Annotated in this window: 10 protein-coding genes; 7 read left to right on the forward strand and 3 right to left on the reverse strand. The window is 72.5% G+C overall.

From position 1 onward, the window contains the following. Positions 1 to 95: 95 nt before the first annotated feature. The 3 genes from ACFW9O_RS22375 to ACFW9O_RS22385 all read right to left on the reverse strand — a co-directional run bounded on the left by ACFW9O_RS22375 (position 96) and on the right by ACFW9O_RS22385 (position 7,331). Positions 96 to 1,556, reverse strand: coding sequence for a glutamate synthase subunit beta (locus tag ACFW9O_RS22375; RefSeq protein ID WP_351170737.1), 1,461 nt, complete (start codon positions 1,554 to 1,556; stop codon positions 96 to 98). Beyond that, positions 1,549 to 6,108 carry a glutamate synthase large subunit gene (gltB, locus tag ACFW9O_RS22380; protein WP_351170740.1) on the reverse strand — a complete coding sequence of 1,520 codons (4,560 nt, stop codon included), beginning with the start codon at positions 6,106 to 6,108 and terminating at the stop codon, positions 1,549 to 1,551. Before gltB ends, ACFW9O_RS22375 begins: the two co-directional genes overlap by 8 nt. 491 nt (positions 6,109 to 6,599) lie before the next feature. Beyond that, positions 6,600 to 7,331: a VIT1/CCC1 transporter family protein gene (locus ACFW9O_RS22385; RefSeq protein ID WP_351170743.1), complete on the reverse strand. Its 732-nt coding sequence runs from the start codon at positions 7,329 to 7,331 to the stop codon at positions 6,600 to 6,602. Positions 7,332 to 7,584: 253 nt separating this feature from the next. On the opposite strand from ACFW9O_RS22385, the gene ACFW9O_RS22390 reads away from it, so the two are divergent. From ACFW9O_RS22390 to ACFW9O_RS22420, 7 genes are read left to right on the forward strand one after another with little or no spacing between them, the layout of a single operon-like run. Next, entirely contained in the window at positions 7,585 to 8,805 is a 1,221-nt protein-coding gene (locus ACFW9O_RS22390; RefSeq protein WP_384611595.1) for an ADP-ribosylglycohydrolase family protein, read from the forward strand. Then, positions 8,802 to 10,280, forward strand: coding sequence for an ADP-ribosylglycohydrolase family protein (locus tag ACFW9O_RS22395; RefSeq protein WP_384611596.1), 1,479 nt, complete (start codon positions 8,802 to 8,804; stop codon positions 10,278 to 10,280). The genes ACFW9O_RS22390 and ACFW9O_RS22395 overlap by 4 nt, the downstream gene beginning before the upstream one ends. After that, positions 10,216 to 11,409, forward strand: a complete 1,194-nt coding sequence (locus tag ACFW9O_RS22400) for an ADP-ribosylglycohydrolase family protein (RefSeq protein WP_384611598.1) — start codon at positions 10,216 to 10,218, stop codon at positions 11,407 to 11,409. The genes ACFW9O_RS22395 and ACFW9O_RS22400 overlap by 65 nt, the downstream gene beginning before the upstream one ends. Next, positions 11,406 to 12,773 (forward strand): ADP-ribosylglycohydrolase family protein, encoded by a 1,368-nt coding sequence (locus ACFW9O_RS22405; RefSeq protein ID WP_351170755.1) that lies wholly within the window; start codon positions 11,406 to 11,408, stop codon positions 12,771 to 12,773. The genes ACFW9O_RS22400 and ACFW9O_RS22405 overlap by 4 nt, the downstream gene beginning before the upstream one ends. After that, entirely contained in the window at positions 12,770 to 13,654 is an 885-nt protein-coding gene (gene rbsK / locus ACFW9O_RS22410) for a ribokinase (RefSeq protein ID WP_384611599.1), read from the forward strand. Before ACFW9O_RS22405 ends, rbsK begins: the two co-directional genes overlap by 4 nt. Then, positions 13,651 to 14,847, forward strand: coding sequence for a CaiB/BaiF CoA transferase family protein (locus ACFW9O_RS22415; protein ID WP_384611600.1), 1,197 nt, complete (start codon positions 13,651 to 13,653; stop codon positions 14,845 to 14,847). Before rbsK ends, ACFW9O_RS22415 begins: the two co-directional genes overlap by 4 nt. Then, on the forward strand, positions 14,844 to 15,665 hold the full coding sequence (locus ACFW9O_RS22420) for an HpcH/HpaI aldolase/citrate lyase family protein (protein ID WP_384611601.1): 822 nt from the start codon (positions 14,844 to 14,846) through the stop codon (positions 15,663 to 15,665). The genes ACFW9O_RS22415 and ACFW9O_RS22420 overlap by 4 nt, the downstream gene beginning before the upstream one ends. Positions 15,666 to 15,703 lie beyond the last annotated feature (38 nt).

A 15,703-nucleotide genomic window follows, 5' to 3' on the forward strand; every position in this document is an offset into this window, starting at 1 on the left:
CGCGCCACGGCGCCCGCCATGGTCCGGTCGGGGACGAGGCGGGCGCCGTGTTCAGTTCCGTACGCCGTTGTACGGGACGTGTGTGTGCCGCGTGATCAGACCATCATGGAGCGGTCCGTCGGGCGGATCGGGGCCGGCAGTGCGCTGGTCCCGGTGAGGAAGCGGTCCACGCCGCGTGCCGCGGAGCGGCCCTCGGCGATGGCCCAGACGATCAGGGACTGACCGCGGCCGGCGTCACCGGCGACGTAGACGCCTTCGACGTTGGTGGCGTAGTCCTTGTCGCGGGCGATGTTACCGCGCTCGTCGAGGTCGAGGCCGAACTGCTGGACGAGGCCGTTGGCCTGGTCGGTGCCGGTGAAGCCCATGGCCAGGGTGACGAGCTGGGCGGGGATGACACGCTCGGTGCCGGCCTTCTGCTCCAACTTGCCGTCCTTGAACTCCACCTCGATGAGGTGCAGGGCCTGGACGTTGCCGTCCTCGTCGCCCTCGAAGTGGGTGGTGGAGACGGAGTAGACCCGCTCACCGCCCTCCTCGTGCGCGGAGGTGACCTTGTAGAGCATCGGGAAGGTCGGCCAGGGCTGGTTGGCGTTACGGTCCTCGCCCGGCTTCGGCATGATCTCCAGCTGGGTGACGGAGGCCGCGCCCTGCCGGTGGGCGGTGCCGACGCAGTCGGCTCCGGTGTCGCCGCCGCCGATGACGACGACGTGCTTGCCCTCGGCGGTGATCGGGGTGACCGTCAGGTCGCCCTCCTGCACCTTGTTGGCGAGCGGGAGGTACTCCATCGCGAAGTGCACGCCGTTCAGCTCACGGCCCGGGACGGGCAGATCGCGGGAGACGGTGGCACCGGCGGCGATGACGACCGAGTCGTAGCGGCGGCGCAGCTTCGCGGCGTCGATGTCGCGGCCGATCTCGATCTCGGTGCGGAACTTGGTGCCTTCCGCGCGCATCTGCTCGATGCGGCGGTTGATGTGCGACTTCTCCATCTTGAACTCGGGGATGCCGTAGCGGAGCAGGCCGCCGATGCGGTCGGCGCGCTCGTACACGACGACCGTGTGGCCGGCCCGGGTGAGCTGCTGGGCGGCGGCCAGGCCGGCCGGGCCGGAGCCGATGACGGCGACGGTCTTGCCGGAGAGGCGCTCGGGCGGCTGCGGGGTGACGTCGCCGCTGTCCCAGGCCTTGTCGATGATGGAGACTTCGACGTTCTTGATGGTGACGGCCGGCTGGTTGATGCCGAGCACGCACGCCGCCTCGCAGGGCGCGGGGCACAGCCGCCCGGTGAACTCCGGGAAGTTGTTCGTGGCGTGCAGGCGCTCGGACGCGGCTGTCCAGTCCTCGCGGTAGGCGAAGTCGTTCCACTCGGGGATGAGGTTTCCGAGGGGACAGCCCTGGTGGCAGAACGGGATGCCGCAGTCCATGCAGCGGCTCGCCTGCTTGCTGATGATCGGGAGCAGCGAGCCCGGAACGTAGACCTCGTTCCAGTCCTTGACGCGCTCGCCGACGGGGCGGGTCTTGGCGACCTCGCGGCCGGTGGTCAGGAAGCCCTTGGGGTCAGCCATTGGTCGCCGCCTCCATCATCTTCTCGGTGGTCTCCTGCTCGGAGAGACCGGCGAGCTCAGCGGCGTCCTTGGCGGCGAGCACTGCCTTGTAGGTGGACGGGATGATCTTGCTGAACCGGGCCACCGCGGTGTCCCAGTCGGCAAGCAGCTTCTCGGCGACCGTGGAGCCGGTCTCCTCCTGGTGGCGGCGCACGACGTCGTGCAGCCACTGCTTGTCGGTGTCGTCGAGCGGGCCGACGGCGCCGAGGTTGCCGGTGTTGACGTTGTCGTGGTCGAGGTCGATGACGTACGCGACCCCGCCCGACATGCCTGCGGCGAAGTTGCGTCCGGTCTCGCCGAGGACGACGGCGTGGCCGCCGGTCATGTACTCGCAGCCGTGGTCGCCCACACCTTCGGAGACGACGGTCGCACCGGAGTTGCGGACGCAGAAGCGTTCGCCGGTCCGGCCGCGCAGGAACAGTTCGCCGCCGGTCGCACCGTAGGCGATGGTGTTGCCCGCGATGGTGGAGTACTCGGCGAGGTGGTCGGCGCCGCGGTCCGGGCGGACGATGACCCGGCCGCCGGAGAGGCCCTTGCCGACGTAGTCGTTGGCGTCGCCCTCCAGGCGCAGCGTCACGCCGCGCGGCACGAACGCCCCGAAGGACTGGCCGGCGGAACCGGTGAAGGTCACGTCGATGGTGTCGTCGGGCAGGCCCGCACCGCCGAACTTCTTGGTGACCTCGTGGCCGAGCATGGTGCCGACGGTCCGGTTGATGTTCCGGATCGCGATCTGGGCCCGGACGGGCTGGGCGGCCTCCGCGCTGTCGGCGCCCAGGGCGTCGGCGGCGAGCTTGATCAGCTCGTTGTCGAGTGCCTTGGCCAGTCCGTGGTCCTGCTCGTTGATGCGGTGGCGCACCGCGCCCTCGGGCAGCTCGGGCACGTAGAAGAGGGGCGCCAGGTCGAGGCCCTGTGCCTTCCAGTGCGTGATCGCACGGTCGGTGTCGAGGAGCTCGGCGTGGCCGACGGCCTCCTCGATCGTGCGGAAGCCCAGCTCGGCGAGGATCTCGCGGACCTCTTCGGCGATGAACTCGAAGAAGTTCACGATGTACTCGGCCTTGCCGGAGAAGCGGTCGCGCAGGACCGGGTTCTGGGTGGCGATGCCGACCGGGCAGGTGTCGAGGTGACAGACGCGCATCATGACGCAGCCGGAGACGACGAGCGGCGCGGTCGCGAAACCGAACTCCTCGGCGCCGAGCAGCGCGGCGATGACGACGTCGCGGCCGGTCTTGAGCTGGCCGTCGGTCTGGACGACGATGCGGTCGCGCAGGCCGTTGAGCAGCAGGGTCTGCTGGGTCTCGGCGAGGCCGAGCTCCCAGGGGCCGCCCGCGTGCTTGAGCGAGGTCAGCGGGGAGGCGCCCGTTCCGCCGTCGTGGCCGGAGATGAGGACGACGTCCGCGTGGGCCTTGGACACACCGGCCGCGACCGTGCCGACGCCCACCTCGGAGACCAGCTTCACGTGGATGCGGGCCGCCGGGTTGGCGTTCTTGAGGTCGTGGATCAGCTGAGCCAGGTCCTCGATGGAGTAGATGTCGTGGTGCGGCGGGGGCGAGATCAGGCCGACACCCGGGGTGGAGTGCCGGGTCTTGGCGACCCACGGGTAGACCTTGTGGCCGGGCAGCTGGCCGCCCTCGCCGGGCTTGGCGCCCTGCGCCATCTTGATCTGGATGTCGTCCGCGTTGACCAGGTATTCGCTGGTCACACCGAAGCGGCCGGAGGCGACCTGCTTGATGGACGAGCGGCGTGCCGGGTCGTACAGCCGGTCCGCGTCCTCGCCGCCCTCACCGGTGTTGGACTTGCCGCCCAGCTGGTTCATGGCGATGGCGAGGGTTTCGTGCGCCTCCTGCGAGATGGAGCCGTACGACATGGCGCCGGTGGAGAAGCGCTTGACGATGTCGGAGACGGACTCGACCTCGTCGATGGAGATCGCCTCGCGGGCCGACGTGAAGCCGAAGAGGCCGCGGAGCGTCATGAGGCGCTCGGACTGCTCGTTCACCCGGCCGGTGTACTTCTTGAAGATGTCGTACCGGCGGTTGCGGGTGGCGTGCTGGAGGCGGAAGACCGTCTCCGGGTCGAACAGGTGCGGCTCGCCCTCGCGGCGCCACTGGTACTCGCCGCCGATCTCCAGGGCGCGGTGCGACGCGGCGATGCCGGAGGCGGGGTAGGCCTTGGCGTGCCGGGCGGCGACCTCCTTGGCGACGATGCCGAGTCCGGCGCCGCCGATCTTGGTGGCGGTGCCGTTGAAGTACTGCGTGACGAAGGCCTCGTCCAGGCCGACGGCCTCGAAGACCTGGGCGCCCCGGTAGGAGGCGACGGTCGAGATGCCCATCTTGGACATGACCTTCAGGACGCCCTTGCCGAGGGCGTAGATCAGGTTGCGGATGGCCTGCTCGGGCTCGATGCCCTCGATGAACGTACCGGCGCGGACGAGGTCCTCGACGGACTCCATCGCGAGGTACGGGTTGACCGCGGCGGCGCCGTAGCCGATCAGCAGCGCGACGTGGTGGACCTCGCGTACGTCACCGGCCTCGACCAGCAGGCCCACCTGGGTGCGCTGCTTGGTGCGGATGAGGTGGTGGTGGACGGCCGAGGTGAGCAGCAGCGAGGGGATCGGTGCGTGCTCGGCGTCGGAGTGCCGGTCGGACAGGACGACGAGGCGTGCGCCGTCCTCTATGGCGGCGTCGACCTCGGTGCAGATCTCCTCGATCCGGGCGGCGAGGGCGTCGCCGCCGCCGCTGACCCGGTAGAGGCCGGCGAGGGTGGCGGCCTTCATGCCCGGCATGTCGCCGTCGGCGTTGATGTGTATGAGCTTGGCCAGCTCGTCGTTGTCGATCACCGGGAAGGGCAGCGTGACGCTGCGACAGGCCGCGGCGGTCGGCTCCAGGAGGTTGCCCGCGGGGCCGAGCGTGGAGCGCAGCGAGGTGACGAGCTCCTCGCGGATGGCGTCCAGCGGCGGGTTGGTGACCTGCGCGAACAGCTGGGTGAAGTAGTCGAAGAGCAGCCGGGGGCGCTCGGACAGTGCGGCGATCGGCGAGTCCGTGCCCATGGAGCCCAGCGGTTCGCCGGCGGTGCGGGCCATCGGGGCGAGGAGGACGCGGAGCTCTTCCTCGGTGTAGCCGAAGGTCTGCTGGCGGCGGGTGACCGAGGCGTGGGTGTGGACGATGTGCTCGCGCTCGGGGAGGTCCTCGAGCTCGATCTCGCCGGTTTCCAGCCATTCGGCGTAGGGCTGTTCGGCGGCGAGGGACGCCTTGATCTCGTCGTCCTCGATGATGCGGTGCTCGGCGGTGTCGACGAGGAACATCTTGCCGGGCTGGAGGCGGCCCTTGCGGACGACCTTGGCGGGGTCGATGTCCAGGACACCGACCTCGGAGGAGAGGACGACGAGGCCGTCGTCGGTGACCCAGTAGCGGCCGGGGCGCAGGCCGTTGCGGTCGAGGACCGCGCCGACCTGGGTGCCGTCGGTGAAGGTGACGCAGGCCGGGCCGTCCCAGGGCTCCATCATCGTGGAGTGGTACTGGTAGAACGCGCGGCGGGCGGGGTCCATGGACGCGTGGTTCTCCCACGCCTCGGGGACCATCATCAGCACCGAGTGCGGCAGCGAGCGGCCGCCGAGGTGGAGCAGCTCCAGGACCTCGTCGAAGGAGGCCGAGTCGGAGGCGTCCGGGGTGCAGACGGGGAAGATCCGGTCGAGCTGCGCGGAACCGAAGAGGCTCGAGGCGAGCTGGGACTCGCGGGCCTTCATCCAGTTGCGGTTGCCCTTGACCGTGTTGATCTCGCCGTTGTGCGCGACGAAGCGGTACGGGTGGGCGAGCGGCCAGCTCGGGAAGGTGTTCGTGGAGAAGCGGGAGTGGACCAGCGCGACCGTGGTGGCGAAGCGGCGGTCGGAGAGGTCCGGGAAGAACGGCTCCAGCTGCCCGGTGGTGAGCATGCCCTTGTAGACGATCGTGCGTGCGGAGAGCGAGGGGAAGTACACCCCGGCCTCACGCTCGGCGCGCTTGCGCAGGACGAAGGCCTTGCGGTCGAGGGCGATGCCGCTGCTCGTACCGTCCGCGACGACGATCTGGCGGAAGTCGGGCATGGTGGCCCGGGCGCCGTTGCCCAGGAGGTCCGGGGTGACCGGTACCTCGCGCCAGCCGAGGACGTCGAGGCCCTCTTCGCCGGCGATCTTCTCGATCTGCTGGACGGACTCGGCGGAGTCGTCCGCGGACAGGAAGGCGATTCCGACGGCGTAGGAACCCGCCTCGGGGAGGTCGAAGCCGACCTCTTCGCGGAGGAAGGCATCCGGTACCTGGAGCAGAATGCCGGCTCCGTCACCCGAGTCGGGCTCGGATCCGGTGGCGCCGCGGTGTTCGAGGTTGCGCAGTACGGTCAGCGCCTGCTCGACCAGCTCATGGCTGGCCACACCGGTCAGAGTGGCCACGAACCCGACGCCACAGGCGTCGTGCTCGTTACGGGGGTCGTACATCCCCTGCTGAACGGGGCGACCGTCCATGGGCGACCAGGCGTCGGAACGCATCGGCTCTCCCGTCGTCGTCGTGGCATGTGCTGTGCCGAGGGACGACGTTGGCCCTCTGCGAAATTTCGTGCAGGTTACATGATGGAACGCTTCTCAAAAAGCGAATAGTCCGTTCCAACATGCGGACACCACGGAGTCGTGGTGGAGGTGGGTCGCGATCGGACGGATCCTTGTGGATCACTGTCCGGGGAGACCGCAGAGAGCAGGCGTCGTTGCCCGCGGTGTACGGCTCTTGCCCGGCGGTCATGGAATCGAAACCGCAGAGTAACGGCTACTTATGTGTAGCGCTGCATAGTGTCTCATTTTACGGCTCCGGGAGCTCATCCGCCCAGTGACGTGCGTCAAGACGTATGTCACACCGGGAGAACGCCTGCGGGCTCTCTCGTCATCCCCGGGCGCGCCCCCGACGGCCCGCGGAGGTCCCCCGCGTCCCTCGGGGCGACGCCGAGGCCTCCGCGCGTACGCCGCGCCGAGGCCTCCGAGCGGCCCGTTCAGCCGACGGCCACGCCGAACAGGGTGCCGAGGACGTAGGTGATCGCCGCGGCGGCTCCGCCGAGCACGAGCTGGCGCAGTCCGCTGAACCACCAGGTACGGGCCGTCACCCGGGCCACCACCGCGCCGCAGCCGAACAGGCCGATCAGGGCGAGGAGCACGGCGGGCCACAGCGCGGTGGCGCCGAGCAGGAACGGCAGCACGGGCAGCAGGGCACCCAGTGCGAAGGCGCCGAAGGACGAGACGGCCGCGACGAGCGGCGAGGGCAGGTCGCCGGGGTCGATGCCGAGCTCCTCGCGGGCATGGATCTCCAGCGCCTGCTCGGGGTCTCTCGACAGCTGCCGGGCGACCTCGCGGGCGAGCTCGGGCTCGACGCCGCGGGACTCGTACAGCCCGGCGAGCTCCCGCATCTCGTCCTTGGGGTGCTTACGCAGTTCCCGCCGCTCGACGTCGAGCTCCGCCTCGACGAGCTCGCGCTGCGAGGCGACGGAGGTGTACTCGCCGGCCGCCATCGAGAACGCGCCCGCGGCCAGACCGGCCAGGCCCGTGATGACGAGGGTCTGCTGGGAGACCGCGCCTCCGGCGACGCCCGTCATGAGGGCGAGGTTGGAGACGAGACCGTCCATGGCTCCGAAGACCGCGGGCCGCAGCCAGCCACCGTTCACGTCGCGGTGGGTGTGGTTGTCCCGGTGCGCCTCGTGCAGGACGGCGTCGGTCTCGATGATGGACACAGCTCTCCCCTTCTCCGGGAGCGGACTCCAGACGTCCCGCCCCCCGTTCAACAAGCTCGAAAGTACGCACGAAAAGGGGCTCCCGCCAGCAAGGAAGGCCGTACTTACCTGCCTCGGAGACCCCCTTCGGGGCGTCATCCGTGTGGCCCTTTTGTGGTCGTGATCCGCCTCGTGCGGGTCTCGGCGTGGGACAGATCGCACAGGCGGTTCGCACAGGCGGTGAACTGCCCTGTGCGAGCGAAGGGTCGACGCGATGGAGCTGAGGGCAGGCAGTCCGGCGGAGCCGCCGGCGGGCAGGGGTGCCGGGGATCCCGGTTCGCCCGGCGGTACGGGTGACCGGGCCAGGGGGGCGCTGCTGGGCCTCGCCGTGGGCGACGCTCTCGGTGCCCCGGCGGAGAACATGCGGCCGTCCGAGATCCGTCGCCGGTGGGGCCGGATCGAGGGCTTCGTCAGCGACGACCCGGCAGGCACGGACGACACCGAGTACGCGATCTTCTCGGGACTGCTGCTGGCCAGGCACGGTTCGGCGCTGACGGTTCCGCACGTCGAGCGCGCCTGGCACCACTGGATCGCCGACCTCGACGAGGGGCCGTTCCGCGGCGCGGGGTTCAGTGAGCGCGGCACGCTGGAGAACCTGCGGCGCGGTCTCGCCGCCCCGATCTCCGCCCAGCACCGGCATGCCTGGAGCGACGGCCTCGCGATGCGGGCGGCACCGTTCGGCGTGTTCGCGGCCGGCCGGCCCATCGAGGCGGCCCGGCTGGTGGCGGTGGACGGGCGGGTCAGCCACGAGGGGGAGGGCATCTACGGCGGCCAGGCGGTCGCGGCCGGGGTGGCCGCGGCGATGGTGGGGGCCGGGCTCGCCTCGGTGATCGCCGCCGCGCTCTCGGTCGTACCGATGGACTCCTGGACCGCCCGTTCGCTGCGGCGCGCGGTCACGGCAGCACAGCGCCCCTACCCGGACCGGCTGGCGAGGGAACGTGCGGTGCGCTCCGCGGTGGTGATCGGCGGCTACCCGTGGACGGACCTGGCACCGGAGGCGGTGGGGCTGGCCTTCGGCGCGTTCACCGCGGCGCGGGGCGACTTCCGTACGGCGGTGCTGACGGCCGTGAACATGGGCCGGGACGCCGATACGACGGCGGCGGTGGCGGGTGCGCTGGCCGGCGCCCTGCACGGGGCGTCCGCCATCCCGCAGGAATGGGCGTCGAAGATCGGCCCGGTGCGGGGCAGCTGCCTGCCGTCGATGCGCGGGTACCACGTCCTGGACATCGCGGAGCTGCTGACCCCGGACGACGCGGAGGACGCGCCGGGTTGGCCGCCCGGGGCGGTGGGCGGCGCGCCGGCCAGGGACCGCCCCGCCCCCTCCTGGTACGAGCCGGCCGGACCGCCTCCACGGGACGAGCCCGGCACTCCGCGGACCGCATCGGCGGCCGCGCCCGCGGCCCCCGCCACCACCGGCCACGGAGCGACCCGATGACCGCCGCGCACGGGCCGGCCGAGGGCGGCTCGCCCGCCCCGGAGCCCTCTTCCCGCCCGGAGCCGGACAGGCACCCCGGTGCGCCCACGGCGGACCGGGGACACGCGCCCCGAGCCTCGGCCGCTCCGACGGCCCGGGAGCCCGCGGCTCCGGGCCGCGCGGCCCCGCCGGACGCGGCCCCCCACCGCGTCGCCATCCGCATCGCGGCGGAACCGGCCGCCCGCCCTTCCTCCGGCAGCCCGTCGGCCAGGGGCCCCCGGGTGCGCAGCGCACCCGGCCGGCAGGCCCGGATCGAGGGGCTGCTGCTCGGGCTGGCGGCCGGGGACGCCGCCGGGTGGCCCGCCGCGCGGCACCGGGCGGCGCGGATGCCCGAGTGGACCCGGCGGCTCACCCGGGAGCTGGACACCTTCGCCGAGCAGAACGCGACGACGACGCTGCCCGTGCCCATCGCCCTCAACCAGCCGCCCGAGCCCCTCAGGCTCGGTCCGTCCGACGATGCCGAGTGGGCCGCGTTCGCCGCCCGGACCGTGCTGGCCGCCGCGGCCGACCACGCGCCCGGCCTCTCCCCCGGCCACCGGATGCGGGACGCGATCGACCGGTCCTGGAACGCCCTGGCCGCGAAGGTCGCCGCCGCGAGTGCCAGGGCGCCGGAGGTCGAGTCCGCCGTTCTTCCGCTCCGGGCCCGGATCTCCGTACGGGCCGGCCTCGGCAACCTCGCCGCCGGGCTGCGCCCGCCCGCCACCGGGCACGACAACCCGCACTACTTCGACGACGCGGCCTGTGTCAGGGCCGCCGTCCTCGCGGTCGTGCACCCGGGCGATCCCACCGCGGCGGCCGGGCTCGCCGAGTTCGACGCCCGGTACACGCAGGACGGCGACGGGGTGCACGGTGCCCGTGCCATCGCCGCCGCGATCGCCGAGGCGCTCGCGGGGGCGGACGTCGACACCGCGGTGAACGCCGCACTGGAACAGCTGCCCGAGGGGACCGAGATCGCCCGCAACGCCGTCCACGCCGTGCGCCTGGCCCGGGAGTTCGCCGACGAGGCCGCGGGCGCTTTCGCCCTGGTCCCCGTTCTGGAGCATCAGATCGTCGACCACGTCTACAGCTACGGGATCGCCGCGGCCGAGACCGTGCCGGTCGCCCTCGCCCTGGCGACCGCGGCCCGGGGCGAGATCGCCCAGGCCGTGCCCGCGGCCGCCTGCCTGTCCCGGGTCGCCGACTCCGCACCCGCCCTCGCCGGGGCGCTGACCGGGGCACTGGGCGGGACCGGCACGATCCCCGCGGGCTGGCGCGAGGCCTGCCGCACGCTCGCCGGGTGTGCGCTGCCCCGCCTCGCCGGCACCGATCTCATCGAACTCGCCGGGCTGCTGGCAGCCACGGAACCGGCCACCACGGGTGGACAATCCCGGCATGACACCCAAAACACCCGCACCGTCCTCGGCAGGTACGACCACCACGACGCTCACCCTGGATGAACGGATCACCGGCGCACTCGTCGGCGCCGCCGTCGGTGACGCGCTCGGCGGCCCCGTCGAGGGCTGGACCCCGGAGCAGATCGCCGAGCGCCACGGCGGCCGGGTGAACGGCGTCGTCGGTCCCTGGCACGGCGACGAATGGCGCACCGCGCGCCCCATCGCCCCGTACCACAAGGGCGACGGGCACGTCACCGACGACACCCTGATGACGCATGCGCTGGTGCGGGTCTACGGCACGGTGCGCGACCACCTGGACGCATACTCCGTCGCGGACCACCTCGTACCGGATCTGATGTCCCGTCCCCGCTGGATCCCGGAGCTGGAGGCGGAGGCGCTGCCGCTGCAGCGGATCTTCCTCGCGGAGAAGTGGATCGTCACACGGCTCCACTACGGCCACGTCGACCCGCGCGAGGCGGGCTCGGGGAACATCGTGAACTGCGGGGCGGCGATGTACATGGCGCCGGTCGGCCTGGTGAACGCCGCCCACCCCGAGGCCGCGTACGCGGAGGCACTGGATGTCGCGGGGGCGCACCAGTCCTCGTACGGACGGGAGGCGGCCGGGGTCCTCGCCGCCGCGGTCGCGGCCGCCTGCGTCCCGGACGCCACGCCCTCCTCCGTCGTCGGAACCTGTCTGGCCCTGGCCAAGGACGGGACGCGGGCGGCGATCGAGGCGGTGTGTGACGTGGCCGCCGGGTACAGCGACTTCGAGTCCGCGCTGGTGCCCCTGCGTGAGGCCGTGGCCCCCTTCGACACGGTGGGCCCCGACTATCGCGCCCCCTCGCTCGGTGCCCGGCGGCCCTCCCGGCTGCACTCCATCGAGGAGCTTCCGGTCGCGCTCGGCATGCTGCTCGTGGGCGGGGGCGACTACCGCCGCACGGTGCTCGGTTCGGTCAACTACGGCCGGGACTGCGACTCGATCGCGACGATGAGCGGCGCGATCGCGGGCGCGCTCCACGGCGAGCAGGCCGTCCCCGCCGCCTGGGTGAAAACCGTCGCCGACGCCAGCCGCCTCGATCTGTACGCCCCGGCACGGGTCCTGACGGAGGTGGCCCGCGAGATGTTCGTGCGGGACACGGCGCGCCGCCGGGCCCACGAGTCGGCGTTCGCGACGCTGGCCGGCCCGCGATGACCGTACGGCTGACATGGGTTCAGCCGGAGGACCTGGTCGGTCACGAGCTGCGGCAGGCCGCACAGGACGGCCGGGACGCCCGTGACATCGAGGAGCGCTGGTACGGAGCCGGCGGCGCCCCCGCCCCCGAGCGCGCGGGCGTCTCGGAGCCTCCCGCAGCACCCCGGATGCGCACCCTGGCCGCCCGGCTCCTCGATGAACTCGCCCTGCTGGAGAGCCCGCTGTCGGAAGCCGAACCGACAGACCTGGCGGCGATCCGGGACGCCTGTCCGCGCTGGCCGGCCCCCCGTACCCGGCCCGTCGCTCTCGGGCCCGAGCGGCTGCACGCGGCCTGGCTGGGCCGGGCCGCGGGCTGCCTGCTCGGCAAGCCCGTGGAGAAGCTGCCCCTCGCCGGCATCCGCTCCCTCGCGCAGGCCACCGGCAACTGGCCGCTCACCACCTGGTTCACGGCCCGGGGCCTGCCCGGCGAACTGACCGCCGCCCACCCCTGGAACCGCCGCTCGGCCGGCACCTCCCTCGCCGAGAACATCGACGGGATGCCGGAGGACGACGACCTCAACCACCCTCTGCTGACCGTGCTGTTGCTCCAGCGCCACGGACGCGCCTTCAGCACGGCCGACCTCGCCCGGCTCTGGCTCGACGCGCTCCCCGCCGGCCGGCTCTTCACCGCGGAGCGCGTCGCGTACCGCAATCTCCTCGACGGCATCGAGCCGCCGGAGACGGCCCGTTACCGCAATCCCTTCCGCGAGTGGATCGGCGCCCAGATCCGGGCCGATGTGCACGGCTGGACACACCCGGCCGACCCGGCCGCCGCCGCCGAGCAGGCGCACCGGGACGCGGTGCTCACCCACACGGCCAACGGGGTGTACGGCGCGATGTTCACCGCGGCCGCACTCGCCGAGGCGGCCGGTGGCGAGACGGATGTGCACGGGTGTCTCGCGGCGGGCCTGCGCGTGGTGCCGCCCCGTTCCCGGTACGCGCACGCGGTGCGCCTCGGGATCGCGAGCGCCCGTGCCGAACCGGACTTCGACACGGTCGTGGACCGGCTCCACGCCGCCTACGGGGCGACCCACCACTGGGTGCACGTCCTGCCCAACGCCGCGGTGCTCGCCGCCGCGCTCACCCACGCCGACGGTGACTTCGGCCGTTCCATCGGCTGCGCCGTGTCCGGCGGCTGGGACACCGACTCCAACGGTGCGACGGCCGGTTCGCTCGCGGGGCTGCTGGCCGGCCGGCCGGCCGCGCTGCCCGACCACTGGACCGCCCCGCTGAAGAACCGGCTCGCCACGTCCGTCCCCGGTTTCGACTCCATCGGCTTCGACACCCTCGCCGAACTGACCCACCAGGAGGTATGCCGCCCATGACAGCGATCGCGGTGCTCGGCAGCACCAACATGGACCTAGTCACCTACGTCGCCCGGGCGCCCGCGCTCGGGGAGACCGTCACCGGACGGGAGCTGCGGACCGTGCCCGGCGGCAAAGGGGCCAATCAGGCCGTCGCCGCGGCCCGCGCCGGCGGTGAGGTGGTGATGATCGGCGCGGTGGGGACCGACGAGTTCGGCTCGCGGCTGCGGACGAATCTGGAGCACGCGGGCGTGGACACGGACCTGCTGCACACCGCCGCCGGTCCCAGCGGCACCGCCCACATCGTCGTCGACGACGAGGGGGCGAACGCGATCGTGGTGATCCCCGGCGCCAACGGCACCGTCACCGCGCTCGGCCCGGGCGAGCACGCCGCCATCGCCGCCGCGGGTCTGCTGCTCCTCCAGCTGGAACTCCCGCTCTCCGCGGTGACCGAGGCCGCGCGGGCCGCGAAGGCCCGGGGGGTACGGACGATCCTCACCCCCTCCCCCGTACAGCTACTGCCGTCCGAACTCCTGGACTCCGTCGACCTGCTGATCCCCAATGAGCACGAGGCGGCGGCGCTGTCCGGGTTCGACGAACCGCACGCGGCCGCGGAGGTCCTGCTCAGGCAGGTCCCGGAGGTGGTGATCACGCTCGGCCGGAAGGGGTGCCTGTACGCGGCCCGGGGAAGCGAAGCCGTCCTGTTCCCGGCACCCGAGGTGACCGCCGTCGACACGACCGGCGCGGGTGACACGTTCGTCGGGACACTGGCCGTGGCCCTCGGCGAGGGCCGGGCCGTCCCGGAGGCGCTGGCCTGGGCGTCCTCGGCCGCGGCACTCTGCGTACAGAGACCCGGTGCCTCCACGTCCATGCCCTACCGCAGCGAGATCGATGCCGCATGACTACGACGACCGCACCTCTCGCCGGCCTGCGGGTCCTGGACATCGCCACCCTGTTCGCCGGACCGCTCGCGGCCACGATGCTCGGCGACTTCGGCGCCGAGGTCATCAAGGTCGAGCATCCGCGCAAGCCCGACCCTTCGCGCGGACACGGCCCCGCGAAGGACGGGGTGGGCCTGTGGTGGAAACTGCTCGGCCGCAACAAGCGCACCCTGACGCTCGACCTGTCCAGCCCGGGCGGCCGGGATGTGCTGCTGCGGCTGGCGGCGGACACCGACGTGATCATCGAGAACTTCCGGCCGGGGACGCTGGAGCGCTGGGGCCTGGGCTGGGAGGAACTGCGCGCCGTCAATCCGCGACTGGTACTGACCCGGGTCACCGGCTTCGGCCAGTTCGGCCCGTACGCGCACCGGCCCGGCTTCGGCACGCTCGCGGAGGCGATGAGCGGGTTCGCCGCCGTGACCGGTGAGCCGGAAGGGCCGCCGACCCTGCCGCCGTTCGGGCTCGCCGACTCGATCGCGGCGCTCGCCACGGCGTACGCGGTGATGACGGCCCTGGCCGGGCGCGACCGCACCGGGGCGGGCCAGGTGGTCGACATGGCGATCATCGAGCCGATCCTGACCGTCCTGGGGCCGCAGCCGCTCTGGTACGACCAGCTGGGCTACGTCCAGCCGCGTACGGGAAACCGCTCCCGCAACAACGCCCCGCGCAACACCTACCGGACCTCCGACGGTCACTGGGTCGCCGTCTCGACCTCGGCCCAGTCGGTCGCCGAGCGCGTGATGCGGCTGGTGGGACGCCCGGACCTGATCGACGAACCGTGGTTCGCCGCCGGGACCACGCGCGCCGAGCACGCCGACGAACTCGACGAGGCGGTCGGCCACTGGATCGCCCGGCGCACCCGGGAGGAGGCGGTGTCGGCGTTCGAGAAGGCGGAGGCCGCGATCGCTCCGATCCAGGACGTACGGGACGTGATGGAGGATCCGCAGTACCGGGCGCTGGGCACGATCACCGAGGTCGACGACCCCGAGCTGGGGCCGCTGCGGATGCAGAACGTGCTGTTCCGGCTCTCGGAGACGCCCGGGGAGATCCGCTGGGCCGGTCGGCCGCACGGCGCGGACACGGACGAGATCCTGGAGGAGCTCGGCCTGTCGGCCCCCAGCATCGCGGCCCTCCGGGACGAGGGGGCGCTGTGAGCACCAGGACGGTGGCGCTGACCTGGCTGTACGTGCCCGGGGACCGCCCGGAGGTGGTCCGCAAGGCACTCGGCTCGGGTGCGCACGTGGTGATCGTCGACCTGGAGGACGCGGTCGCGCCGGACCGCAAGGAGTACGCGCGGGCGGCGACCGCGGAGCTCCTCACCGATCCCGGTACGGCCGACGCGTCGGCCGTACCGGTCCATGTCCGGGTCCACGGCGAGGACGACGTCAAGGCTCTGGCAGGGCTTCCGGGCCTGTCCGGGATGCGGCTCCCCAAGATCACCCATGCGGCTTCGGTGCACCACGTCGCGGCGCTGGCCCCGGGGGTCGCGCTGTACCCGTTGCTGGAGTCGGCCATGGCCATCGAACACGCGTACTCGATCGCCAGCGCCCATCACGACGTGCGGGGTGTGGCACTGGGCGAGGCGGATCTCAGGGCCGACCTGGGAGTGCGGGACGATGCCGGGCTCGACTGGCCGCGCAGCCGTCTCGTGGTCGCCGCACGGGCGGCTGGGCTCGATCCGCCCGCCATGTCGGTGTTCACGGACGTCAAGGACCTGTCCGGGCTGCGGTCGTCCTGTGCGCACGGCCGGGGCCTGGGACTGCTCGGGCGTGCGGCGATCCATCCCCGGCAGCTGCCTGTCATCGAGCGGGCCTTCCGGCCGACGTCGCGGGAGGTCGAGGCGGCGGAGCAGATCGTGGAGGCGTCACGGGCACAGGCGGGGGCGATGGCGCTGCCGGACGGGAGGTTCGTCGACGCGGCGGTGGTGGCGACCGCGCAGAGGACGCTGGCACTGGCGGGACGCGTGGCGTGAGCCCGTTCGTCCCGGGTGCCGGGGCACGCGAAGGGGCC

This window comes from Streptomyces sp. NPDC059499, assembly GCF_042749285.1.
Lineage (GTDB): Bacteria > Actinomycetota > Actinomycetes > Streptomycetales > Streptomycetaceae > Streptomyces.